The organism is Ensifer sp. ENS09 (assembly GCF_014852425.1).
GTDB lineage: Bacteria > Pseudomonadota > Alphaproteobacteria > Rhizobiales > Rhizobiaceae > Ensifer.
The window spans coordinates 18,239-41,475 of record NZ_JACVBP010000007.1; the positions used below are offsets into that span (position 1 = coordinate 18,239).

Sequence of the window (23,237 nt, forward strand, 5' to 3'; positions counted from 1 at the left end):
GTGGAATTCCAGGACGACGACCTCGCAAAGTTTGCCGAGAACGGCGCACTTCCCCTGCCCGCTGCCACCGTCGAGGGCCATGTCGAGCGCGAGGGTGCCCGCATCTGGTATGCGACCTATGGTTCAGGCAAGCCGGTGATTCTCTTGCATGGCGGCCTCGGCCACAGCGGCAACTGGGGTTATCAGGTCCCCGCCCTGCTTGATGCCGGCCACCGCGTCATCCTGATCGACAGCCGCGGCCATGGCCGCAGTACGCGCGACGCCCGGCCCTATACCTATGAACTGATGGCGGCGGACGTGCTTGCCGTCATGGACCGGCTGGAGCTTCCAGAGGCAGCCTTTGCCGGCTGGAGCGACGGCGCCTGCATCGCTCTGGTGCTGGCGTCAAAAGCACCGCAACGGGCGAGTGGCGTCTTTTTCTTTGCCTGCAACATGGACCCAAGCGGCACCAGGGAGATCGAATCGAGCCCGATCCTCGACCGCTGCTTCGGCCGCCACGCGGCCGACTACAGAGAACTGTCAGCAACATCAGATGAATTCGGCGCCTTCGTCGATGCCGTCAGCGCGATGCAGAAGACGGAGCCGAACTATACCGCTGACGATCTCGACAAGATCCGCGTGCCGGTGGTGATCGTTCAGAGCGAAAACGACGAATTCATCAAGGGCGAACACGCGGACTATCTCGCCCACAGCATTCCCGGCGCGGCATTCATCCTGCTTGATGGCGTCAGCCACTTTGCGCCGCTACAGCGACCGGACCGCTTCAATGCGGCGCTCACGGCCTTCCTTGCCGCGCTGGACGATCAGCCCGAAGGCAACGACCACTGGCAATGACGAGCCTGGATCGGCTCGTCATCGCTTCATGCGAACGTTACTCGGCCGCTTCCGTTTCCGGCATCGGCACATAGTTGAGGATCGGCGACAGCCAGCGTTCGACCTCGCGCACCGGCATGCGTTTACGTGTCGCATAATCCTCGACCTGATCGCGCTCGACCTTGGCGACACCGAAGTAATAGGCTTCCGGATGGCCGATATAGAGCCCCGATACCGACGACCCCGGCCACATCGCATAGCTCTCGGTCAGGCTGACGCCGATTGCGGCATCGGCATCGAGCAGCCGGAAGAGCGTCGCCTTTTCGGTATGGTCAGGCTGAGCCGGATAGCCGGGCGCCGGGCGGATGCCGGCATAGGGCTCCCCAATCAGCTCCACGGGCGTAAACGTCTCGTCAGCCGCATAGCCCCAGAGCTCCCTGCGCACATACTCGTGCATGCGCTCGGCGAAGGCTTCGGCAAACCGGTCGGCCAGCGCCTTGACCAGGATCGACGAATAATCGTCGTTGGCGCGCTCGAAGCGCTCGGCAATTGCGACTTCCTCGATACCGGCCGTCACCACGAAGCCGCCGATATAGTCGTGTGAGCCGCTATCGGCAGGCGCGACGAAATCGGAGAGCGCCACGTTCGCGCGACCGTCGCGCTTCGAAAGCTGCTGGCGCAGCGTGAAGAAGGTCGCAAGCTCTGACGCGCGATCCTCGCCGGTAAACAGCCGGATGTCGTCGCCGACCGTGCCGGCCGGCCAGAAGCCGACGACCGCCTTCGGCGCGAACCATTTTTCGTCGATGATCTTCTTGAGCATCGCCTGCGCATCATCGAACAGCTGCCGGGCCGCCGCCCCTTGCGCCTCGTCGTCGAGGATCTTCGGATAGACGCCCTTCAACTCCCAGGTCTGGAAGAACGGCGTCCAGTCGATATAGCGGGCGAGTTCGGCGAGATCCCAGCTCTGGAACACGCGGGTGCCGAGGAAGGATGGAGCCTTCGTCTGGTAGTTCGACCAGTCGATCTTGTGCTGGTTGGCGCGCGCCTGCGACAGCGGCAGTCGGCGCTTTTCCGCCTCGTTGCGCGCATGCGCGTCGGCAACCTTGCGGTACTCGGCTCGCACCGTCTCCATGTAATTGTCGCGCGCTTCCGGCGACAGCAGGCTCGAAACGACGCTGACGGCGCGGCTCGCGTCGGTGACGTAAACCGTCTGGCCGCGGTCGTAGCGCGGATTGATCTTGACCGCCGTGTGCACGCGGCTGGTGGTCGCGCCGCCGATCAGAAGCGGCACGTCGAAACCTTCGCGCTCGAGCTCGGAGGCGACATGCACCATCTCGTCGAGCGACGGAGTGATCAGGCCGGAAAGGCCGATTATGTCGACCTTCTGTTCGCGCGCAACTTCGAGGATTTTGGCAGACGGCACCATCACGCCGAGATCGATGATCTCGTAGTTGTTGCAGGCAAGCACGACGCCGACGATGTTCTTGCCGATGTCGTGCACGTCGCCCTTGACGGTCGCCATCAGGATCTTGCCGGCGCTCTGGCGCGCCTCGCCGCCATTGGCAAGCTTCTCCGCCTCCATGTGCGGCAACAGAACGGCAACCGCCTGCTTCATGACGCGCGCGGATTTGACCACCTGCGGCAGGAACATCTTGCCGGAGCCAAAGAGATCACCGACGACGTTCATGCCGGCCATCAGCGGGCCTTCGATGACGTGCAGCGGCCGCGCGGCGGCCAGCCGTGCTTCCTCCGTATCAGCCTCGATGTACTCGGTGATGCCGTTGACGAGTGCGTGTTCGAGGCGCTTCTCCACCGACCATTCGCGCCAGGAGAGATCCTTCTCGCGCCCTTGAGCCCCGCCCTGGCCACGATAACGCTCGGCGATCTCAAGCATGCGCTCGGTCGAATCGGCGCGACGGTTGAGCACGACGTCCTCGCAGGCCTCGCGCAGGTCCGCATCGATCGCGTCGTAGACGGCCAGCTGGCCGGCATTGACGATGCCCATGTCCATGCCCGCCTGGATCGCGTGGTAGAGGAACACCGCGTGCATCGCCTCGCGCACAGGCTCGTTGCCGCGGAACGAGAAGGAGAGGTTCGAGACGCCGCCCGACACATGCACATGCGGCAGGGTCCTGATGATCTCGCGCGTCGCCTCGATGAAGTCGACGCCGTAGTTGTTGTGCTCCTCGATGCCCGTCGCCACGGCAAAGATGTTCGGATCGAAGATGATGTCCTCGGGCGGGAAGCCCGCCTGTTCGGTCAGAAGCTTGTAGGCGCGGGTGCAGATCTCGACCTTGCGCGCCTGGGTGTCGGCCTGGCCGACCTCGTCGAAGGCCATGATGACCACGGCGGCGCCATAGGCGCGGCAGAGCCTGGCCTGGTGAAGGAACGCCTCCTCGCCTTCCTTCATGGAAATGGAATTGACCAGCGGCTTGCCCTGAACGCACTTCAGGCCCGCCTCGATCACCTCCCATTTCGACGAATCGATCATCACGGGAACGCGGGCGATATCCGGCTCGGATGCGACGAGGTTCAGGAACTCGACCATCGCCTGCTTCGAATCGATCAGGCCCTCGTCCATGTTGATATCGATGATCTGCGCACCGTTAGCCACCTGATCGCGTGCGACATCGAGTGCTGCCGAATAGTCGCCGGCGGTAATCAGCTTGCGGAACTTCGCCGAGCCGGTGACGTTGGTGCGCTCGCCAACGTTGACGAAGGGAATATCGGAGGTCAGCGTGAACGGCTCCAGGCCGGAGAGCCGCATCAGCGGCTCGACCTTGGGGATCTCGCGCGGCGGATGCTTGGCAACCGCCCTGGCGATCGCGCTGATATGGGCCGGCGTCGAGCCGCAGCAGCCGCCGACGATGTTCAGCAGCCCATCGCGCGCAAAGGCTTCCACCTGCGCCGCCATCTGCTCCGGCGTCTCGTCATACTGGCCGAACTCGTTCGGCAGGCCGGCATTGGGATAGGCGCAGACGAAGGTATCGGCAACGCCCGAGAGCTCGTCGATATGAGCGCGCATGGCATTGGCGCCGAGCGCGCAGTTGAGCCCGATGGTGAAGGGTTCGGCGTGGCGCACCGAGTGCCAGAAAGCGGTCGGCGTCTGGCCGGAAAGCGTGCGGCCCGAAAGGTCGGTGATCGTGCCGGAGATCATGATCGGCAGGTCGATGCCCTTTTCAGCAAAGACTTCCTTGGTCGCGAAGATCGCCGCCTTGGCGTTCAGCGTGTCGAAGATCGTCTCGATCAGGATGATGTCGGCGCCGCCGTCGATCAGGCCGCGGATCTGCTCGGCATAGGCGATGCGCAAATCGTCGAAGGTGACGGCTCGGTAACCGGGATTGTTGACGTCGGGCGAAATCGACGCCGTGCGGTTTGTCGGCCCGAGTGCGCCGGCTACGAAGCGGCGGCGACCATCTTCGGCCTCTGCGCGCTTGGCGGCGCGGCGCGCCAGCCGGGCGCCGTCGCGGTTGAGCTCATAGACCATGTCCTCCATGCCGTAATCGGCCTGAGCGATCCGGGTCGAGGAGAAGGTGTTGGTTTCGAGGATATCGGCGCCGGCGATCGCATAGGCGTAGTGGATGTCCTCGATCGCCTTCGGCTGGGTCAGCGTCAGAAGATCGTTGTTGCCCTGCTGGTGACAGGCGCAGCCGCCGAATCGGTCGCCACGGAAATGCTGCTCGATGAAGCCGAGTTGCTGGATCTCCGTACCCATCGCGCCATCCATGATCAGGATGCGTTCGCGCGCAGCCTGGGCCAGCGCCCGCTTGATCTCGGAGCCATCCGGCTTGGAGGAAACATCGCCGAAAAGGGCGTCGATGGCGGACATGGGAAATCTCCCGTTCTGAAAACGACAAACACGAAGCCAAGTCAATCACATAAAGATATCTTTATGTCAACATATGCGGCAATCACATTTACCCCTCGGAGCAAAGAAAATGGCCCGCCGCAATTGCGACGGGCCATAACAAAAGCGGATACTCTGGATCGGCAAATCAGAGCCGGGCCAGGCAGTCCTCGGTTTCATAAATGGCGCAAAGGATGTGGTAGAAGCTGCTCGCCGGCGCCGGCTCCTCAACGAAGCTGCCGTCGGCCTGCTGCTTGTCGCGCCAAAGGCCCGCAATCGGCGTCGCCAGGAAAGTCTGGAGGGCCGCCGCTGCCCGCGCGGCCGAAGCAAGATAACGCTCGCGCTCGGCACCGTTCGTGAGTGCGGCAAAGCGGACGGCCGCCTTTAGCCACTCGGTCTGCGGCCACAGCCGCGCGATCGGATCGGCGACCGACAGGTCGTCGAGAAGCGTCATGATCGCAACGTTGCGGTTCGCACAGATGCCGTGCGCCTCGCCGATATCGAACAGCCGCCGCGCCTTGACGATCGCCTCGGCACTGCCGCGGCGTTCCGCCCAGCGCAAAAGCAGCCACGCCCATTCGAACAGATGACCGGGCTCGACGATCCGGCCCTTGTCGCCGGCCATCGGCGCCCAGTCATGATCGAAGAATTCGCGCAAAACACCGCTCTCGGCATCGATGAAATAATCCATCGCCAGATGTGCAATTTCATCGGCGAGGTTCGCCCAGCCCACCCGATCGAAGCCCTCGACAGTCTCGCTCGCCAGGCACGCTTCGAAGAGGTGCATATGCGGATTGGAGCAGAGCGGCAAGCGCGGAGGATTGTCTTCCTCGAAGCCGGCGACCGGATGCTTGACGTGCGCCTCTATCCGCGCGCGAAGGTCATTGCTGCGCTCGATCATCTCGGCCTTGCGGGCCGGCACGACCTCGCCCAAATAGGCGAATGCGAGCAGCGCGAAGGCCTGGTTGTAGAGGTCGAAGGACGGATCGAGCAGATTGCCATCGGCATCGGCGAGCGCACCGTAAAAGCCGCTCGACTGCTTGAAAACGCGGTCGAAATAGGCAAGCCCGCCTTCGGCGGCACCACGCCAGTCGCCTGTCCAGCCGCGCCGGCCGGCTTCCGCGAAGCAGTAAACCTGCCGGGGCTGAACGCGCGCACGCCGGTTGGCGCGGGTCGGCTCGCCCGCCATATCGACCGTCTCGACGAAACCGCCTGAATGATCCACGCCCTTGTCGCGCCAGAGCGGCAGGGCTTGGTCTGCCAGCCAATCCGACAGCACGCGTGATTGCGAAAGAATATCCAATGCCAATTCTCAGTCCTCAAGCTTCAAGGCGCCGTGATCCTTGCCGAGCAAGGCCGAGAGCGCTTCGACCACCATATTGTGGTCCTCGCGTTGCGGCAGGCCGGATACGGTGACGGCACCGATACACCCGGTGCCCTTGACGACGATCGGGAAGCTGCCGCCATGCGCTGCATAATCGGCATCGGCCAATCCGAGCTTCGCCTGCAGATTGGTCTGTGCCTTGGCAAGCTCGCGGCCGGTGGCGTAGCTGCTCTTGAACAGCCGGAACACGGTGTTGCGCTTGCGGCGCACCCAGTTCGGATTGTCAGGCGTCGCCCCGTCGAGCGCGGCATAGAACACCTGCATCGAGAAGAGCGTGATGTCGATGACGACGCCAAGCTTGCGCTCGGCCGCCATCTTGCGCAGCAGCATGCCAAGCTCCCAGGCCGTATCCAGATCGAAGCGCTCGAACTGCAATTCCTGTTCCTGCCGCGCGATGCGGGCGAGGTCCTTGTCGATATTCATGGGGTTCAGTCCTTCCAGAGCCAGGCCGCGCCGCGCACGCCGGAGCTGTCGCCGTGCAAGGCCTTGCGAATGGGCGTTTCGAACGTGTCGCCGAAGAGATAATTGACCACGCGCGGCGGAACGTCCTGATAGATCTCGTCGACATTCGACATGCCGCCGCCAAGCACGTAGACGTCCGGGTCGACGATATTGGTCAGCAGCGCCAGGCTGCGCGCCAGCCGGTCGACGAAGCGCTCATAGACGCCTGTCGCAACCGGGTCGCCCGCCCGCTTTGCCTCAATGATGTCGCGCCCGCGCTTTTCAACACCGGTCGTGAGCCGGTAGTCGAGTTCGACGCCGGTACCGCAGGCATACATGTCGAGACAGCCGTGCTTGCCGCACCAGCATTTGTGGCCGGGATATTCGTCCTTCGTCATCCAGGGCAGCGGATAGTGGCCGATCTCGGCGGCAACGCCCTGGTAGCCGGCATGCACCTTCTTGTCGATCGCAAGGCCGCCGCCATGGCCGGTACCGACGATGACACCGAAGACCACATGCTCGTTCTTGCCGGCACCGTCGACCGCCTCCGAGACCGCCAGGCAATTGGCGTCGTTAGCAAGCCGGACCGGGCGGCCAAGCGCCGTTTCGAGGTCGCGACCGAGCGGTTTGCCGTTGATCAGTACCGCATTGGAATTGCGCACGATGCCGGTGCGCGGATTGGGGCTGCCGGGAATGCCGATGCCGATCGAGCCCTGTTCGCCCGCCGTCTGCTCGGCGGCGGCAACGAGATCGAGAACGGCGCGAATGCAATCGTCATAACCGCTGGTCGGGGTCGAGACGCGATGACGGGCGCGCGTTTCGCCATCGCGGCCGAGCGCGATGACTTCCATTTTCGTGCCGCCCCAATCTATTCCGATGAACATATCTGGATCAGGTCTCTGATGAAGGTCTCAATGGGGAGCGCCAGCTTCCTCGGGCCGGCGCTTGCTTTGCTTAGCATTCGGAAGACGTGGAAGACCAGCCCCCGTTTCATCGTCGTTTTCAAGCCTGTCGATCCGTGGCAACACCCCGCCCCGAGGAGACGGGGCTGCCCGCATTTCCTCGGGCACGCACGCAAAAACACTTGGCGAAGAGCCCTTGCTTTTGTATGGGTGCTATCCAAGTGGTCCCGTAGCTCAGCAGGATAGAGCACCAGATTCCTAATCTGGGGGTCCCGCGTTCGAATCGCGGCGGGATCACCATTCTCCAAGACCCCTGTTAATCGAACTGGACGCGGCGCGCGCCGTGCTGACGCCGTGGATGACATTAAAGCTACCCCTTCCGGAGAAAACACGGTCCAGCTGCTTGTGACCTATATGGAAATGCTCGAACGCCCGGCGGGCGACGCGTTTCCGGCACCGATCGCGCACGCGGTGGTTACGTCCGAACGTCCGGATACCGCTGCGTTTCTTTCGCTCTATCGCGCCGTCGGCGAACCATTGCGCTGGGATCAGCGACTGCGCATGCCAACAGCCGATCTCGACGATTTTCTCGGCAGCGCCTCCACGAGCCTCTACATCCTCCGGCTGGGCGACCGCGCGGTCGGGCTTTGTGAATTCGACCGTGCCGATACCGAGGATGTAGAACTCACCCATTTCGGCCTCATTCCGGACGTTTACGGCCAAAGGCTGGGGCCATTTCTCCTCGACAATGCGCTGCGCGCCGTCTGGAACCGTGGTGCAAACCGGTTCTGGTTGCATACCGACGAATGGGATCATCCGAAGGCGCAGGCTACGTATCGTCGGGCCGGTTTCAGCATCTTCGCGCAAAAGCTCGAAGAGATCGTGCCCTAGCGCATGCTCACCGAAGCGGCTGCCACGCCGGGCCGCGCCAGGCTTTGAGTTCCTGCAGAAACACCTGCAGCCGTGATGGCAGGAAGCGCCGTGTCGGATAGACCGCGTGCACGAAAACATCCGGCGCCGACCATCCCGGAAGCACGCGCACGAGCTTGCCGCTCGCAAGCAGGCTGTCGCAGAAGATCGGCGGCAGCCGTCCGATGCCGTGGCCACGCTCGGTCATGGCGCTCGCCGACTGGATGTCATGGACCGACACCGCTCCGCTCACACGCAGGCTGGCCGTTTCGCCACCTTTGACCAGATGCCATTCTGCCTCGTTGCCGCGGGCATTGACCAGAACGCAGCGATGGCCGCTCAGGTCTTCGGGGCGCGATGGGGTGCCATGTTGGTCGAGATAGTCGGGCGCGGCCACCAGGAAGTGTGTGCTTCGGCCCAAGCGCTGCGCGACAAGCGACGAATCCCGCAATTCACCGAAACGCACCGCGACGTCGATATTTTCGGCAACGAGGTCCATGAACATGTTGGTGACGAGCAGATCAACCTCGATCTCGGGATAGGACCTCATGAATGCGGACAGGAAATCGAAGAAGGGCGGCTGCCCGAGGGTCATGGGAACGGTGACCCGCAGTAACCCCTCCGGCCTTCTCTGCGCCTCGCTCAGCACCCGCTCGGCATCGCGAAGCTGCTTCAGCGGTTCGCCACATTCCGCATAATAGGCGCGCCCCTGCGCCGTGAGACTGAGCTTGCGCGTCGTGCGCTGAATGAGCGTGACGCCCAGTTGCGCCTCGAGCGCCGTGACCTTGCGGCTGACGGTGGAGACCGGCATGCCGAGCGAACGTGCCGCCCGGCTGAAACTCTCGAATTGGGCCACGGCGGCAAAGACCGCGATATCGTTCAGATCGACCATGCGATGATTTTTGCACCATTGGAAAAGTAATTCCAGATATTTCCGTCTAATCGCACAATCCGGCGGCAGCCATATTGATCTCACCGAAACCGTCCAACCACGGAGAGATCAGATGACAAACAAAGTCGCCATCATCACCGGTGCATCCCAGGGCATCGGCGCGGGCCTCGCAAACGCTTTTCTGGCAGAGGGCTATAGCGTCGTCGCAACCTCGCGCACTGTCAGCCGATCGCGCGAAATCACCGAATCGGACCGGCTGGCGCGGGTCGACGGCGATATCGCCGATCCGGAGACGGCGAAACGCGTGGTCGAAACGGCGATCGACCGCTTCGGCTCGATCGACGCGCTGGTCAACAATGCCGGCATCTTCTTCACCAAACCCTTCGTCGACTACACCACTGACGACTACCGGCAGCTGAGCGCCACCAACATGGAGGGATTCCTCCACACGACCCAGCTTGTGATCAAGCAGATGCTTTCGCAGAAAAGAGGCGGCAGCATCGTCAGCATCACGACGCCGCTTGCCGATCGCCCGATCGCAGGCATGAACGCTTCGGTCGCCATGCTGACCAAGGGCGGCATCAACGCCATCTCGAAGAACATCGCCATGGAATACGCAAGGGACGGAATTCGCGTCAACGTCGTCGCGCCCGGTGTCGTCGACACGCCGCTTCACAAGGACAATCCGCGGGATTTCCTCAACACGCTTTCGCCGATGCACAGCATCTCCAGCGTCGAAGAGATCGTGGATGCCGTCCTGTTCCTGACCCGGGCGCCGCGCATCACCGGGGAGGTGCTGAACGTCGACGGCGGCGCGCATCTGGGCAAATGGTAAAGCGATAGCGCCCGCCGCTGGCGCAGAGCAGCGAAGGGGAAAAGAAACGCGCTGACGTCATGCGCCTGTCACCAACCCCAGCTAAACAACACTCACATCTTCCTGGTGACCACGGATGAACTGGCATCGACGGAAGGTGATGAGGAAGGTCGGGTTTGCCCCGGCCTTTTTTGTTGGGCCGGTTTTTGCTCCCTCAGTCATGATCGCAAGATTGCCTTGCCGAAGCCGCCTGCTTGACAGGAGATGCAGTCTGCCTGACGGTGCGCGCATGACGGGAGGACACCATGGGTAAACTTCTGCAAATCATCGGCATCGTCATCATCCTGGCCGCACTGGCCGCTGCGATCGCGCTGCTCGCTACCGATCCGGCAACGGCGCAGCTTCGAGCGCTGGTCGTGCTTCCCTGGGCTTTGAGTGCGATCCTGAGCGGCATCCTTCTCGCGGCCTTTGGCTCGATGTTGCGGCAGCTCAGCGCAATCCGCGCCGCGACCGAGCATCAGGCCGCCCTGTTCCAGGCTATCCTTGATCGCAGAGCGCCGACCGCCGCGCAATAAGCGCTGCTGTTCCGCGTTCGGTCCACCGAAACCTGATGATTTCAATCATCGGGCCTGCATACGCGCAGGCGATGACCATCGGGATCAAGCGCCACGAAGGTGCGGCCGAAGACCGCCGTCTTCAGCTCCTGCTCGATCGTGATCCCTTTGCTGCGCCACTCCGCATAAAGGCGCTCGACCTCAGCATCGTCCTTGACCATGAAGGCGATTTCCGAGCGATGGCCGGTACCGGACGAGACGAAATCCCGCGCACCGGTGGACCAGAGACTGAACGTCAGCCCGTTATCGAGTTCGAAGGCCACATAGGTCGGGAAGGAGGCAACGGGTTCGCGTCCAAAGAGGCCGGTATAGAACGCGGCGCTTTCTGCCGGGTCTTCGACATAGAACAGGATGAGGTTCGGTGACAGCATCGTCGGGTCTCCCTTTCGATGCCCGACCCTAGGCGCTACCGCTGTCAGATCCTGTCAGCATCGACCAGACAGCCAAAGGCCGCCGGGTCTTGCGATCCGGCGGCCTTTGGCTGGAAGGCGGCACGTCAGAAGACGGCCAGGTATTTCAACAGAGAGATGATGCCGATGATGATGACGATGATCTGCACGATCTGCTTGGCACGCGCGTCGAGCGGCAGCCGCTGGACGAGATAGAGCACCAGCACGATGACGAGGAACGTAATCAGGATTCCGATAAGCAGCCCCATGGATCAACTCCCTTTTCACAACAACAGCGCGACAGCGCCGGGATTGTAACTATGAAGCGAGGGCAAAAGTTCCGACTTTCACCACAACTTCTTCCACCGGTCGCGATAAAGGTCTGGCAAGAGCGGGAGGAACAAGCGGCGCCTCGTCAGGACGCCGGCTTGCAGGCGATGCCCTGATCCTGGTCACCTTTCGTCGCGTCGAAAAGCGTCGCCTCCTCGCCCTTCGTCCACCAGACATATTGTCCGCCGGCATATTTGGCCCCGGACGCGGCAATCACGTTGGATGCAACGACGAACGTGCCGTCGATGGTGAAGGTCACCAGTGAAACCGGGCCCGCGTTGATGTACTCCGCCTCGATCGCCTTGCCACCGCAATCATAGCGGACCGATTGCCGATCGACCGTGTCGGCTCCCGGAATGCGGATCGTCACGTCGGAGCCTTCCGACGCTGCCGTCATCGATGCCAGCTTCACGGCGGTGCCACCACCGGCGTTGCCAAGCACGAGCTTCGATCCTTCCACCGACCAGGAAAGCTCTGAACGCAGCGCTTCCAGGAACTTCTGCTCCTGGGTCATCACCGCCGGCACGCACATCTTGCGCGTCGTGGCGGCGGGACCGAAGGTGACCTTGGAGCCCGAGAGGCTGAAGGTTCCGGTGAAATGGTTGCAGCCAGCCATGCCGCCATAGGTGCCGTCTTCGCGGATCTCCAGTGTCGACTGCAGATTGTCGATGACCCCGCCGCCACCGATGTCCTCGGCAAGCCAGGTGCCGACGAGCTGCTGCGGCACGTTCTCGGCCGCAACCGGCTGCATCGAGGCCATCTCGATCGCCACGCAGGCGCAGGAAACGGCGGTCATGACTTTCAGCATCTCGAACTCCTTCGGCCCCGACTCAAGACACCTGATTCTTAGCCCGCGGACGAGACGGAATGAAGACCGCGCCCTTGTTGCCGGCGGATTTCGCCTGTAGAGCCTAGCAAACAACATAAAAAACTCGGATCGATCTCGTGCAGATCATGCGCCCGCGGCCAAGGCTCAGCCGGGCATCCCGTCCGAAAAGAAGAACATGGGTATTGGCATGGCATCCCGCGACAGTGCGAAGCGCCGACTGACGATCCTCGGCTCGACCGGCTCGATCGGCACCAACACGCTCGACGTCATCGAGCGCCTTGGCGGCCGCGAGCACTTCGATGTCGTCGCAGTCACCGGCAACGGCAACATTCCCCTGCTTGCCGAGCAGGCCGTGAAGGCCGGCGCCGAACTCGCCGTCACCGCCAACGACAGCCAGTATGAAAACCTGAAGGCAGCGCTCGTCGGCACCGGCATCCAAGTTGCCGCCGGCAAGAGCGGCCTTATCGAGGCGGCCGAGCGCAATGCTGATTGGGTGATGGCCGCGATCGTGGGCAATGCCGGCCTCGCCCCGACGCTTGCTGCCGCCCGCCGCGGCGCCGACATCGCGCTCGCCAACAAGGAGTGCCTGGTTTCGGCCGGCAGTCTGTTCATCGATGCGGTGAAAAAAGGCGGTGGTCGGCTGCTTCCGGTCGACAGCGAACACAACGCCATCTTCCAGGTGCTGGAAGAGCATCAGCGCCACGCGGTCGAGCGCATCATCCTGACGGCTTCGGGCGGCCCCTTCCGCACCAAGTCGCTTGAGGAGATGCGGCATGTGACGGCGGACGTCGCGCGCGCCCACCCCAACTGGTCGATGGGCCTGAAGATCTCGATCGACAGCGCTTCCATGTTCAACAAGGCGCTGGAGATGATCGAGGCGAAGCACCTCTTCGCGCTCAAGCCCGAGCAGGTCGAAGTGATCGTGCACCCGCAGTCGGTCATCCACTCGATGGTCGGCTACACCGACGGATCGGTGCTGGCCCAGCTCGGCTGCCCGGACATGCGCACCGCCATCGGTTATGCGCTCTCCTATCCGAGCCGCTGCAGCCTACCGATCGAGCGGCTCGATTTCGCCAAGCTGTCGCGCCTCGATTTCGAGGCACCGGACGAAGTGCGCTTCCCGGCGATCCGGCTTGCCCGCCGGGCAATGATCGAAGGTGGCGTGCAGGGCGCGGTGCTCAATGGTGCCAAGGAAACGGCGCTCGACGCCTTCATCGCCGGCCGCACCGGCTTTCTCGCCATGGCCGAGATCGTCGAAAAGGTGATGGACAAGCTCGCGGACCTGCCGGCCGCCGCAACGATGGACGACGTCTTTGCCGCCGACGAAAAAGCCCGACACTTGGCGGCCGGGCTGCTTCAGTAGTTCGGAGCTTTCCAACCGGCGCGCATGGCGCCGGCAAAAATGGCCTTACGCGACCGCGCGAGCCAGCGCACAGCGCGACCACAGCGAATGCAGCGCGCCGACGAGGTGATCAATGTCGGCGTCCGAATGCAGCGGCGTGGGCGTAATGCGCAGGCGCTCGGTCTTCTTCGGCACCGTCGGATAGTTGATCGGCTGGACGTAGACGCCGAAGTTGTCGAGCAAGAGGTCGGAGATCCACTTGCACTTAGCGGCATCGCCCACCATGACCGGCACGATATGGCTCGGGTTCGGCATGTGCGGAATGCCGCGCTGGTCGAGCAGCGAGCGCAGACGACGCACGCGCTCCTGGTGCGCGAAGCGCTCGACCTGGCTTTCCTTCAAGTGACGGATCGAGGCGAGCGCGCCGGCGGCGAGCGTCGGCGGCAGTGCCGTCGTGAAGATGAAGCCGGATGCGAACGAGCGGATGAAATCGCAAAGTGCTGCCGAGCCGGTGATGTAGCCGCCCATGACGCCGAAGGCCTTGCCGAGCGTGCCTTCGATGACCGTCAGGCGGTGCATCAGGCCTTCGCGCTCGGCAATGCCGCCGCCGCGCGGACCGTACATGCCGACGGCATGCACTTCGTCGAGATAGGTCATGGCGCCGTACTTGTCGGCGAGGTCGCAGAATTCCTTGATCGGCGCGATGTCGCCGTCCATGGAGTAGACGGACTCGAAGGCAATGAGCTTCGGCGCGCGCGGATCGGCTGCGGCGAGCTTGGCTTCGAGGTCAGCGACCGAATTGTGTTTGAAGATGACGCGTTCGCACTTGGAGTGACGGATCCCCTCGATCATCGAAGCGTGATTCCCGGCGTCCGAGAAGACGATGACGCCAGGAATCTTCGAACAGAGCGTGCCGAGCGCTGCCCAGTTGGACACGTAGCCCGAGGTGAACAGAAGCGCCGATTCCTTGCCGTGCAGGTCCGCGAGCTCGCGCTCAAGCAGGACGTGGTAATGGTTGGTACCGGAGATGTTGCGGGTGCCGCCGGCGCCGGCGCCGCATTCGTCGATGGCGCGCTTCATCGCCTCGGTGACGACGGAATGCTGGCCCATGCCGAGATAGTCGTTCGAACACCAGACGGTGACGTCCTGAACGCCCTGAGCCGTGTGGCGCGCGGCCTTCGGGAATTGGCCGCGATGACGGGCGAGGTCTGCGAAAACCCGGTAGCGGCCTTCCTGATGCAGCCCGTCCAGCTCGTTCTTAAAGAAATTTTCGAAATCCATCATTTTCTCCAGTGCCCGGACGCTTTTCTTCAATCAAAGCGACCTGGGGTCAACCTCGGAATGCCCGGCATCTGCCAACTGCGGCAAAAGGCCCTTGAAGCGCTGCCTGCCCAGCGAGTGCATCCGAGATGATCTAGCATTTTTGAGCCTGAGCATCTTCGCTGCTTTCACTGAAACCGTTTCAACGGGAACAGCCCTAGTTTTGAAACATTCCAAAGAAAGCCTTAGTGGATGTTCATCACGTCAAGCTTGATCGAAGTCAAGCAAGGATGAAAAAAGGACGGCCGAGGCCGCCCTTTTTCGCTGTTTGTGTGGCGGCGAAGGCCGGTCATGCCGCTGCCACGGCCCGTTTGGCCATGACCTTCACCAGGTTGGCGCGATAGGCCGCATCCGCGTGAAGGTCGGAGAGCAGGTCCGACGCACTGACATTGATGCCAGCGAGCGCGTCCGGCGACCAGTTGGCGGAAAGTGCGGCCTCCATCTCCGCTTGACGGAAAACGCCGTCTGCGCCCGCACCGGTGACCGCGACCCGGACCCCGCCATTGTCGCGCTTGGCGACGAAGACACCGGTCATGGCGTAACGCGAGGCCGGGTTGGCGAACTTCTGGTAGGCGGCCTTGGCAGGCGCATCGAAGGTAACGGCGACGACGATCTCGCTGTCTTCCAGCGCCGTTTCGAACAAGCCGGTGAAGAAATCGTCGGCCGCGATCTCCCGCCGGTTGGTGACGATCGTCGCCCCCAGCCCGAGCATCGCCGCCGGATAGTCGGCGGCCGGGTCGTTGTTGGCGATCGACCCGCCGATCGTGCCCATGTGCCGCACATGCGGGTCGCCGATATGGCTGGCAAGGCTGCAGATTGCCGGACAGACGGCTTTGAGCGCTGCCGACGACGCCACCTCGTAATGGGTGGTCGCAGCCCCGATCCGCACCGATCGGCCGTTGACCGAGATGCCCTGCATTTCAGCGATATGGCGAAGGTCGATCAGGTCGCTCGGCGACGCCAGCCGCTGTTTCATCGTCGGGATCAGCGTCATGCCGCCGGAGACATATTTGCCTTCGCCGGCCGCTTCCATTCGGCTGATGGCGTCCTGAACCGAGGACGCCCGGTGATATTGGGTCTCGTACATGAGTGTCCTCCTCAGTTGGCCGCGTTTGCCGCCGCCCACACCTTGTGTGGTGTCGCCGGCATGGTGAGCGCGTTGTTGCCGATGGCGTCGGTGATGGCGTTGATCAGCGCCGGTGGCGAGCCGATCGCGCCCGCCTCGCCGCAGCCCTTGATGCCCAACGGATTGTTCGGGCACGGCGTGTTCGAGGTCGAGACCTGGAACGACGGCAGGTCGTCGGCGCGCGGCATGGCGTAGTCCATGTAGCTCGCCGTCAGCAGTTGGCCCGAGGCATCGTAGTGCACGCCTTCGAGCAGCGCTTGGCCGATGCCCTGCGCCAGCCCGCCATGCACCTGTCCCTCGACGATCATCGGGTTGATGATGTTGCCGAAGTCGTCGGCGGCGACGAACTGGATGATCTTGGTCCGGCCCGTTTCCGGATCGACCTCTACCTCGCAGATGTAGCAGCCGGCCGGGAAGGTGAAGTTGGCCGGGTCGTAGAAGGCCCCTTCCTTCAGCCCCGGCTCCATGCCGGCAGGCAGATTGTGGGCGGTATAGGCGGCGAGCGCCATCTGGAACCAGGGCACCGCCTTGTCGGTGCCGGCGACCTTCAGCTCGCCGTTCTCGATGACGATGTCGCTCTCGTCAGCCTCCATCAGATGGGCGGCGATCTTCTTCGCTTTGGCTTCGACCTTGTCGAGCGCCTTGACGACAGCCGACATGCCGACGGCACCGGAGCGCGAGCCATAGGTGCCCATGCCCATCTGCACCTTGTCGGTGTCGCCATGCACGATGTTGACGCTGTCGAGCGGCACGCCGAAGCGGTCGGCGACAAGCTGGGCAAAGGTCGTCTCGTGGCCCTGGCCATGGCTGTGCGAACCGGTGAGCACCTCGATCGTGCCGACGGCATTGACGCGCACCTCGGCCGATTCCCAAAGGCCGACGCCGGCGCCGAGCGACCCCACGGCTGCCGACGGCGCGATGCCGCAGGCCTCGATGTAGCAGCTCATACCTATGCCGCGCTTCATGCCCCGACCGGCCGCTTCCGCCTTGCGGGCGGCAAAGCCGTTCCAGTCGGCCGCCTTCATCGCCGCTTCGAGCGAAGCGTCATAGTCGCCGGCGTCATAGTTCATGATCACAGGCGTCTGGTGCGGGAAGGAGCGGATGAAATTGACCCGCCGCAATTCGGCAGGCGAGACGCCGAGTTCGCGCGCGGCCGTCTCCATCGTGCGCTCCAGGAGATAGGTCGCCTCCGGCCGCCCGGCACCACGATAGGCGTCGACCGGCGCCGTGTTGGTGTAGACCGTGCGCACATTCGCGTGGATCGCAGGGATATCGTACTGCCCCGACAGCAGCGTCGCATAGAGATAGGTCGGCACCGCCGACGAGAACAGCGACATATAGGCGCCGAGATTGGCGACCGTGTCGACCTTCAGCCCGATGATGCGGTTGTTGGCGTCGAAGGCCATCTTCACCTTCGACACATGGTCGCGGCCATGCGCATCGGTGAGGAACGCTTCGGTGCGATCCGACGTCCATTTGACCGGCACGCCGGTGCGCTTCGACGCCCAGAGGCAGACGATCTCCTCCGGATAGATGTAGATCTTCGAGCCGAAGCCACCGCCGACATCGGGCGCGATCACCCTCAGCTTGTTTTCCGGCGCGACATTATAGAAGGCGCTCATCACCAGCCGGGCCACATGCGGGTTCTGGCTGGTCGTGTAGCAGGTGTAGTGATCGTCGCCGGCGTCGTAGATGCCGAGGGCCGCGCGCGGCTCCATCGGGTTGGGCGAGAGCCGGTTGTTGTGGATGGCGATCTCGGTGACATGCGCTGCAGCGCCGATCGCCTTGTCGGTTGCCGCCTCGTCGCCGATCTGCCAGTCGAAGATCAGATTACCAGGCGCTTCCGGATGAAGCTGCGGCTGTCCCGCCTCCAGCGCCTTCGACGCATCGATGACGACGGCAAGCTCCTGGTACTCGACGACAACGGCCTCGGCCGCGTCACGCGCCTCGGCGACGCTGTCGGCAACGACGATCGCCACGGCATCGCCGACATAGCGCACGGTCTCGTGCGCGAGCGGCCGCCAGGCGCCCATCTTCATCGGCGATCCGTCCTTGGAATGGATCATCCAGCCGCAGATCAGGTTGCCGATACCGTCGGCGAGCAGCTGCTTGCCGTCGAGCACGCCGATCACACCCGGCATGCCCTTGGCCGCCGACGCGTCTATCTTCACGATCTTCGCATGCGCGTGCGGGCTGCGCACGAAGACTGCATATTTCATTCCCGGCACGGACATGTCGTCCGTATAGCGGCCCTTGCCGGTCAGGAACCGCTTGTCCTCCTTGCGCGCCACGCGCGCGCCAATGCCTTCAACGCCCATTGCCTATCTCCTCCCGAGATATCCAGCGACAGTCCCGACGGCCATGCGTCGGTTCTGGGTGACATGCGTCAGGGGCGAGGTCCCGCCCCTCGATCTACCGCTATTCTGCGGCCACGCGGGCGCCGCTCATCTCGGCGGCGGCGGCAAGGATCGCTTTCACGATGTTGTGGTAACCGGTGCAGCGACAGATGTTGCCTTCGAGTTCGGCGCGCACCGTCGCTTCGTCCAGCTGGCCCTGGTGCCTGCGGATCATGTCGACGGCTGTCATCACCATGCCGGGCGTACAGAAGCCGCATTGCAGGCCGTGATTGGCCTTGAAGGCCGCCTGCACCGGATGCAGCTCGCCGTCGGCCGCCAAGCCTTCGATGGTGGTGATCGTGGAGCCTGCCGCCTGGACGGCGAGGATGGAACAGCTCTTGACCGATTTTCCGTCCATATGGATGACGCAGGTGCCGCACTGCGAGGTGTCGCAGCCGACATGGGTGCCGGTCAGTCCAAGATTTTCGCGTATGAATTGCACCAGCAATGTGCGGTCGTCGCAATGACCGCTCACCTGACGGCCGTTGACCGTCATTGTTACTTTCGCCATTTCGCTCCTCCGGGGTCGGTCAATGCCAACACGAGCGCGGCCGGAAAGTCGGGTGAGATGGTTCACGCGACTAAGGTACGCGCCAACTGATATCGATGCCCTTCGCCCACGGATCCGCTCCTCCGGATTTTGCAGGCTTGTTTGTATCATTTGTCTTTTTTTTGGAATGCCGCAACCGCCCCCGCCCGCCGGACGATAAAATTTTTCTACCCCGGTTGTATCGCGGGGAACTGAGCCTTCATGTCCCGTTCAGGAACGATATCATTATCTTGCCGCCAGGAAGAAACCGCAGCGCTCCCGTAGACTTTCGATGGGGACCGCGTATTTTCCGAACCGCAAGTTCAGGTGGAGCGGGATGTTCCCGGCTCCGCCATCATCCACGGGACGGACTGAGCGCAAGGCTTGAGATCCGTAGAGATCGGAGAGAACAACATGAAGAAAGCCATCGCACTTGTGCTGGTCGCCCTGGCGGTCGCAAGCTGCACCCAGACGGAAAAAGGCGCCGGCATCGGTGCCGTTTCCGGCGCGATCATCGGCGGCGCTGTCACCGGCGACGTCCGTGGCGCAGCGGTCGGCGCGGCCATCGGCGGCGTATCCGGCGCGGTCATCGGCAACGTCACCGAACAGCCAGGCCAGTGCTACTACCGCGACCGCTATGGCCGCCGCTACATCGACTCCTGCCCGCGCTAAGGCGCAGCAAGAAGATCGTCCCTCGGCGTCGCGCAAGCGCGTCGACGGAATGGTTCCCCCTCATGGCAATCGCCCTGAGGGGGTTTTTCGTTGCAGCAGGCAGCGAGAAAAATGATGCACGCCGGACTAAAATTACAGGGCGCGCGCAAACCGGGTGGCTCTGCGTCACGCAATTCCGTTTCGTGGCCTCGACCTATCATGATCGAGGCTTCCCATGTCGAAACCAGAAAACACACCCCTTCCCCCGGCCTTCAAGCGGATCGGCTGGTCCAACCTCCTTGCGCAATTTTCAGAGCAGATGGCGCTGGCCGCCGCTCCTCTGGCCGCCGTGCTTCTGCTCGCCGCAGGCCCTGCGGAAACCGGCTGGCTGCAGATGGCGCAGACGCTGCCATTCCTGCTGCTCTCGATTCCAGCCGGCCTCATTGCCGACCGCGCATCGCGGCGCGGCCTCATGGTCAGCTCGGAAATGCTGCGCGCGCTGTCGCTGGTCGCCACGCTGTTGCTCATGCTCAGCGGACTGCTGTCGCTGCCGTTGCTGGCCGTCATGGGCTTCGTCGGCGCCATCGGCACGGTCTGCTACAATGTCGCCGCACCTGCCCTGATCCCGGCAATCGTTCCGCGTGCGCAACTGGCTGATGCCAACCGCTGGATGGAGCTTGCCCGCAGCCTCGCCTATTCCGGCGGGCCGGCGATCGGCGGCGCGTTCGTCGCATGGACGGGCGCGTCGCTCGCCTATGTCGCCGCCACATCCCTGTCCCTTCTCTCCGTCGTCCTGCTCGCCGGCCTTGGTGATCACCACCAGCCGAGCAGCCCCAAGCGCAAGCTTCTCCAGGATCTCGCCGAAGGTGCCCGTTTCCTTGCCGACCACGCGCTGTTGAGGCCCATTCTGGTGACCGCCATCGTCTTCAACACGGCCTGGTTCGTGCTGCAGGCGGTCTATGTCGCCTATGCCATTCAGACCCTCGGGCTGACGGCGACCGGCGTCGGCATCACGCTTGGCATCTATGGCGCCGGCATGATGATCGGCGCCTTCGCAGCACCCGCCATTGCGCGCCATATCCCTTTCGGCGTGATGATCGCCCTTGGCCCGCTGGGCGGGCTGACTGCCGCGGCCGTCATGCTCTCCACCATCTGGGTTCCCTCCGGCCTCCTCGCCGGCCTCAGCTTCTTCCTGTTCGGCGCCGGCCCGGTGCTCTGGTCGATCGCCACCCTCACCTTGCGACAGGCCGTCACGCCCAATGCGATGCTCGGGCGCGTCTCGGCCTTCATCACCACCGCCACCTTCGGCGCACGGCCGATCGGCGCGGCGCTCGGCGCCGTCGTTGCCACGCGCTTCGGCGTCGAGGCATGCCTTGCCGTCGCAGCCGTCGGCTTCCTGGTTCAGTTCCTGGTGATCATCGCTTCCGCTGTGCCGCAGCTGCGGGAACTGCCCGAGGCAGCCTAGCAATATGGCACCTCGGGCGAGGCCCGCGGCTCCGGCGAAGGCCGGGCGCGTACCTAGTTGCCGGCACCGCAGATCCGGCGGTTGTGCTGCGCCGACAACATTTCCGCGCTTTTTCGACGAAATCGACACCGAATCTCGGCATGAGGGGTGGATGCAACGGATCGTCATCGTTAACAGATGGAAAACCTTAGGCATGCAATAGTGACCCGGCCGCATAAGCAGGCAGTTTGTATTGGGTCGCCTGAAGACGGGATGCGGAAGCGAATGTCCCCACCACGGTCGAGTATTGCGTACTGGAAGGCAGCGACTGCGCTTGCTGTTGCCTTTACGTGCGCGCTCGGCCCGCTTTCCGCCGAGAAGGCCTATGCCTTCAAGCTCTTCGGCATGAAGTTTTTCGAGAGCGACGAGGAAGAAGCGCCGGTCATCGACCCGGTCAACTATACCCTCACCTTCGACGCCGGCACCGACGACGACGAACTGAAGGAAGCGCTGGAAAACAGCTCGCAGCTCGTGCAGGGCCAGGAAAAGCCGGTCTCCGGCGATCTTGGGCTCGCCATCCGGGCCCGCGACGACCGCGACCGGCTGTTGGCCGCACTCTACGAAAAGGCGCGCTACGGCGGCACCATCGCGATCCGCGTCAACGGCCAGGATATCGACAGCCTGCCGCCGGATCCGTCTTTCCCGGATGGCAAGCCTATCCCGGTTACCGTCACCGTGACGCCGGGCCCGGTCTTCAACGTCGGTTCCGTCAGGTTCGAAGGCGACGCGGCCAGCTTCAGTCCCGCCGATTACGGCCTGCCCGCCGGCGCGCGCGCCGATTCCACCCTTATCATCAAGGCCGGCGAAAAGGTCGTGAACGACCTGCGTGAGCAGGGCCGGCCGATGGCCAAGCTCACCGAACGCAGCGCCGTCGCCAACCACGCCAATTCAACGGTCGACATCGTCATCGGCGCCAGCGGCGGCCCCGTCGCCCCGGTCGGCGAGGTCACCGTCGGCGGGACGAAGACCGTCGATCCCGGTTTCGTGCGCGACTATTCGCGCCTCAACGAGGGCCGTCCCTATTCGCCGGAGGACATCCGCAAGGCCTCCGAGCGGCTGCGCCAGCTCGGCGTCTTTTCGAGCGTCACCATCAAGGAAGCCAACACGCTTTCGCCTGATGGATCGATCCCGATGAAGATCGAGGTCTCCGAAGGCAAGCACAAGTATTTCGGCTTCGGCGCCCAGGTTTCGACGACCGACGGCCTCGGGCTTTCGGGCTATTGGGGACACCGCAATCTTTTCGGCCGCGCCGAATCGCTGCGCATCGAGGGCTCGGTCGACCGCATCGGCGAGACCAAGGAGCTCGACAAGCTCGACTATTCGGTCGGCATTCTCTTTGCAAAGCCGGGCGCCTTCGGTCCCGCCTCCACCTTTACCGCCAGCCTCAAGGCCAACATCCAGGACCCGGACGCCTATCGCGCCAAGATCCTGACGGGTGCCGCCGGCGCGACCTTCGAACTCTCGCCGACCGACACCTTCTCCGGCGGCGGCGAATTGAGCTGGGCCAACATCGACGACGCCTTCGGCTCGAATTCCTATCTGACGGCCGCGGTCCCGCTCGAATATGTTCGCGATACCCGCAACGACAAGCTGAACGCGACCGAAGGCTATCGGGCGATGATCAACGCCAAGCCGAGCTACGAGATCAAGGGGCAGACCTTCTTCTCGTCCTTCGAAGCGTCGGCGTCCGGCTACCATGCGCTCGGCGACGAGAAGCGCTTCGTGCTTGCCGGCAAGATCGGCGCGGGCGTGCTCGTCGGCGGCAGCGGGCTCGAGGACATCCCGGCCAACCGTCGCTTCTATCTCGGCGGTGGCGGCTCGGTGCGCGGCTATTCCTACCAGGAGATCGGCCCGCGCAATTCCGACGACCGCGAGACCGGCGGGCGCTCCTATGTCAACGCCTCGCTCGAAGCCCGCATCGCGGTCACCGACACCATCGGCGTCGTGCCCTTCATCGACGCAGGTACCGTCTCGGCGAAGACGACACCCGATTTCTCCGACATTCGCGCCGGCGCCGGCATCGGCCTGCGTTATGCCACGCCCTTCGGCCCGATCCGCCTCGACTTCGCCGTACCGCTCAACAAATATCCGAACGGAACGAAATACGGCATCTATGCCGGCATCGGCCAATCCTTCTGATCCAGGCCGTTTCTCCCGCAGGAATCGGCAAATCGCCGTCATTGCGCGATAGTTTCTCCCCGCGGC

Annotated in this window: 20 protein-coding genes and 1 tRNA gene; 9 read left to right on the top strand and 12 right to left on the bottom strand. The window is 63.4% G+C overall.

The window, feature by feature from the left end; all coding sequences use genetic code 11:
* The gene (locus IB267_RS28930) at nt 1-834 is read left to right on the top strand and encodes an alpha/beta fold hydrolase (RefSeq protein WP_192450913.1); all 834 of its coding nucleotides are present in this window, start codon (nt 1-3) and stop codon (nt 832-834) included.
* Between the two features lie 37 nt (nt 835-871).
* Here IB267_RS28930 and metH read toward each other — a convergent pair whose 3' ends face one another.
* The 4 genes from metH to IB267_RS28950 all read right to left on the bottom strand — a co-directional run bounded on the left by metH (nt 872) and on the right by IB267_RS28950 (nt 7,369).
* A complete protein-coding gene (gene metH, locus IB267_RS28935; protein WP_192450914.1) occupies nt 872-4,642 on the bottom strand; it encodes a methionine synthase in 3,771 nt (1,256 codons plus the stop codon).
* A 166-nt stretch (nt 4,643-4,808) separates the two neighbouring features.
* Entirely contained in the window at nt 4,809-5,963 is a 1,155-nt protein-coding gene (locus IB267_RS28940; RefSeq protein ID WP_371742664.1) for an AGE family epimerase/isomerase, read from the bottom strand.
* Nucleotides 5,964-5,972: 9 nt separating this feature from the next.
* The gene (locus IB267_RS28945) at nt 5,973-6,467 is read right to left on the bottom strand and encodes a heme-degrading domain-containing protein (RefSeq protein WP_192450916.1); all 495 of its coding nucleotides are present in this window, start codon (nt 6,465-6,467) and stop codon (nt 5,973-5,975) included.
* A 5-nt stretch (nt 6,468-6,472) separates the two neighbouring features.
* Complete coding sequence (locus tag IB267_RS28950; protein WP_192450917.1) at nt 6,473-7,369, bottom strand: ROK family protein; 897 nt, start codon at nt 7,367-7,369, stop codon at nt 6,473-6,475.
* Nucleotides 7,370-7,610: 241 nt separating this feature from the next.
* Here IB267_RS28950 and IB267_RS28955 point away from each other — a divergent pair.
* Nucleotides 7,611-7,687: transfer RNA gene (locus tag IB267_RS28955), tRNA-Arg, on the top strand.
* Between the two features lie 114 nt (nt 7,688-7,801).
* A complete protein-coding gene (locus IB267_RS28960) occupies nt 7,802-8,278 on the top strand; it encodes an N-acetyltransferase (RefSeq protein WP_192450918.1) in 477 nt (158 codons plus the stop codon).
* A 7-nt stretch (nt 8,279-8,285) separates the two neighbouring features.
* On the opposite strand, the gene IB267_RS28965 is transcribed toward IB267_RS28960, so the two are convergent.
* On the bottom strand, nt 8,286-9,188 hold the full coding sequence (locus IB267_RS28965; protein ID WP_192450919.1) for a LysR family transcriptional regulator: 903 nt from the start codon (nt 9,186-9,188) through the stop codon (nt 8,286-8,288).
* A 112-nt stretch (nt 9,189-9,300) separates the two neighbouring features.
* Between IB267_RS28965 and IB267_RS28970 the strand changes: the two genes are divergently transcribed.
* Both IB267_RS28970 and IB267_RS28975 read left to right on the top strand, forming a co-directional pair.
* A complete protein-coding gene (locus IB267_RS28970) occupies nt 9,301-10,023 on the top strand; it encodes an SDR family NAD(P)-dependent oxidoreductase (RefSeq protein ID WP_192450920.1) in 723 nt (240 codons plus the stop codon).
* 284 nt (nt 10,024-10,307) lie between these two features.
* Nucleotides 10,308-10,577 carry a hypothetical protein gene (locus IB267_RS28975; protein WP_043614800.1) on the top strand — a complete coding sequence of 90 codons (270 nt, stop codon included), beginning with the start codon at nt 10,308-10,310 and terminating at the stop codon, nt 10,575-10,577.
* A 41-nt stretch (nt 10,578-10,618) separates the two neighbouring features.
* Here IB267_RS28975 and IB267_RS28980 read toward each other — a convergent pair whose 3' ends face one another.
* The 3 genes from IB267_RS28980 to IB267_RS28990 all read right to left on the bottom strand — a co-directional run bounded on the left by IB267_RS28980 (nt 10,619) and on the right by IB267_RS28990 (nt 12,143).
* A complete protein-coding gene (locus tag IB267_RS28980; RefSeq protein WP_192450921.1) occupies nt 10,619-10,987 on the bottom strand; it encodes a VOC family protein in 369 nt (122 codons plus the stop codon).
* A 125-nt stretch (nt 10,988-11,112) separates the two neighbouring features.
* A complete protein-coding gene (locus IB267_RS28985) occupies nt 11,113-11,274 on the bottom strand; it encodes a Thivi_2564 family membrane protein (protein ID WP_089044368.1) in 162 nt (53 codons plus the stop codon).
* 146 nt (nt 11,275-11,420) lie between these two features.
* Nucleotides 11,421-12,143: an META domain-containing protein gene (locus IB267_RS28990; RefSeq protein WP_192450922.1), complete on the bottom strand. Its 723-nt coding sequence runs from the start codon at nt 12,141-12,143 to the stop codon at nt 11,421-11,423.
* 208 nt (nt 12,144-12,351) lie between these two features.
* Between IB267_RS28990 and dxr the strand changes: the two genes are divergently transcribed.
* A complete protein-coding gene (gene dxr / locus IB267_RS28995; RefSeq protein WP_192450923.1) occupies nt 12,352-13,527 on the top strand; it encodes a 1-deoxy-D-xylulose-5-phosphate reductoisomerase in 1,176 nt (391 codons plus the stop codon).
* Nucleotides 13,528-13,572: 45 nt separating this feature from the next.
* Here dxr and hemA read toward each other — a convergent pair whose 3' ends face one another.
* From hemA to IB267_RS29015, 4 genes are all read right to left on the bottom strand, one after another.
* Nucleotides 13,573-14,787, bottom strand: a complete 1,215-nt coding sequence (gene hemA, locus IB267_RS29000) for a 5-aminolevulinate synthase (RefSeq protein ID WP_043614792.1) — start codon at nt 14,785-14,787, stop codon at nt 13,573-13,575.
* 328 nt (nt 14,788-15,115) lie between these two features.
* Entirely contained in the window at nt 15,116-15,913 is a 798-nt protein-coding gene (locus IB267_RS29005; RefSeq protein ID WP_192450924.1) for a xanthine dehydrogenase family protein subunit M, read from the bottom strand.
* 11 nt (nt 15,914-15,924) lie between these two features.
* Nucleotides 15,925-18,270, bottom strand: coding sequence for a xanthine dehydrogenase family protein molybdopterin-binding subunit (locus IB267_RS29010; protein WP_192450925.1), 2,346 nt, complete (start codon nt 18,268-18,270; stop codon nt 15,925-15,927).
* A gap of 100 nt (nt 18,271-18,370) precedes the next feature.
* Nucleotides 18,371-18,859, bottom strand: a complete 489-nt coding sequence (locus IB267_RS29015) for a (2Fe-2S)-binding protein (protein ID WP_192450926.1) — start codon at nt 18,857-18,859, stop codon at nt 18,371-18,373.
* 432 nt (nt 18,860-19,291) lie between these two features.
* Here IB267_RS29015 and IB267_RS29020 point away from each other — a divergent pair, with 432 nt between their 5' ends.
* The 3 genes from IB267_RS29020 (at nt 19,292) to IB267_RS29030 (ending at nt 23,171) form a co-directional block, all read left to right on the top strand.
* Nucleotides 19,292-19,549, top strand: a complete 258-nt coding sequence (locus IB267_RS29020; protein ID WP_034802400.1) for a glycine zipper domain-containing protein — start codon at nt 19,292-19,294, stop codon at nt 19,547-19,549.
* 214 nt (nt 19,550-19,763) lie between these two features.
* Nucleotides 19,764-20,993 carry an MFS transporter gene (locus IB267_RS29025; protein ID WP_192450927.1) on the top strand — a complete coding sequence of 410 codons (1,230 nt, stop codon included), beginning with the start codon at nt 19,764-19,766 and terminating at the stop codon, nt 20,991-20,993.
* Between the two features lie 264 nt (nt 20,994-21,257).
* Nucleotides 21,258-23,171, top strand: coding sequence for an autotransporter assembly complex family protein (locus IB267_RS29030; protein ID WP_192450928.1), 1,914 nt, complete (start codon nt 21,258-21,260; stop codon nt 23,169-23,171).
* The last annotated feature ends 66 nt before the right edge of the window (nt 23,172-23,237 follow it).

Excerpts from the sequence above, each read along its gene's own strand:
- IB267_RS28960 (WP_192450918.1), top strand. The coding sequence starts at position 7,802 with ATGGAAATGCTCGAACGCCCGGCGGGCGACGCGTTTCCGGCACCGATC.
- IB267_RS28970 (WP_192450920.1), top strand. The coding sequence starts at position 9,301 with ATGACAAACAAAGTCGCCATCATCACCGGTGCATCCCAGGGCATCGGC.
- IB267_RS28965 (WP_192450919.1), bottom strand. The coding sequence starts at position 9,188 with ATGGTCGATCTGAACGATATCGCGGTCTTTGCCGCCGTGGCCCAATTC.
- IB267_RS29005 (WP_192450924.1), bottom strand. The coding sequence starts at position 15,913 with ATGTACGAGACCCAATATCACCGGGCGTCCTCGGTTCAGGACGCCATC.
- IB267_RS28950 (WP_192450917.1), bottom strand. The coding sequence starts at position 7,369 with ATGTTCATCGGAATAGATTGGGGCGGCACGAAAATGGAAGTCATCGCG.
- IB267_RS29015 (WP_192450926.1), bottom strand. The coding sequence starts at position 18,859 with ATGGCGAAAGTAACAATGACGGTCAACGGCCGTCAGGTGAGCGGTCAT.
- IB267_RS28985 (WP_089044368.1), bottom strand. The coding sequence starts at position 11,274 with ATGGGGCTGCTTATCGGAATCCTGATTACGTTCCTCGTCATCGTGCTG.
- IB267_RS28990 (WP_192450922.1), bottom strand. The coding sequence starts at position 12,143 with ATGCTGAAAGTCATGACCGCCGTTTCCTGCGCCTGCGTGGCGATCGAG.
- IB267_RS28975 (WP_043614800.1), top strand. The coding sequence starts at position 10,308 with ATGGGTAAACTTCTGCAAATCATCGGCATCGTCATCATCCTGGCCGCA.
- IB267_RS29025 (WP_192450927.1), top strand. The coding sequence starts at position 19,764 with ATGTCGAAACCAGAAAACACACCCCTTCCCCCGGCCTTCAAGCGGATC.
- IB267_RS28945 (WP_192450916.1), bottom strand. The coding sequence starts at position 6,467 with ATGAATATCGACAAGGACCTCGCCCGCATCGCGCGGCAGGAACAGGAA.
- IB267_RS28980 (WP_192450921.1), bottom strand. The coding sequence starts at position 10,987 with ATGCTGTCACCGAACCTCATCCTGTTCTATGTCGAAGACCCGGCAGAA.
- IB267_RS29030 (WP_192450928.1), top strand. The coding sequence starts at position 21,258 with ATGTCCCCACCACGGTCGAGTATTGCGTACTGGAAGGCAGCGACTGCG.
- metH (WP_192450914.1), bottom strand. The coding sequence starts at position 4,642 with ATGTCCGCCATCGACGCCCTTTTCGGCGATGTTTCCTCCAAGCCGGAT.
- IB267_RS29020 (WP_034802400.1), top strand. The coding sequence starts at position 19,292 with ATGAAGAAAGCCATCGCACTTGTGCTGGTCGCCCTGGCGGTCGCAAGC.
- dxr (WP_192450923.1), top strand. The coding sequence starts at position 12,352 with ATGGCATCCCGCGACAGTGCGAAGCGCCGACTGACGATCCTCGGCTCG.
- hemA (WP_043614792.1), bottom strand. The coding sequence starts at position 14,787 with ATGGATTTCGAAAATTTCTTTAAGAACGAGCTGGACGGGCTGCATCAG.
- IB267_RS29010 (WP_192450925.1), bottom strand. The coding sequence starts at position 18,270 with ATGGGCGTTGAAGGCATTGGCGCGCGCGTGGCGCGCAAGGAGGACAAG.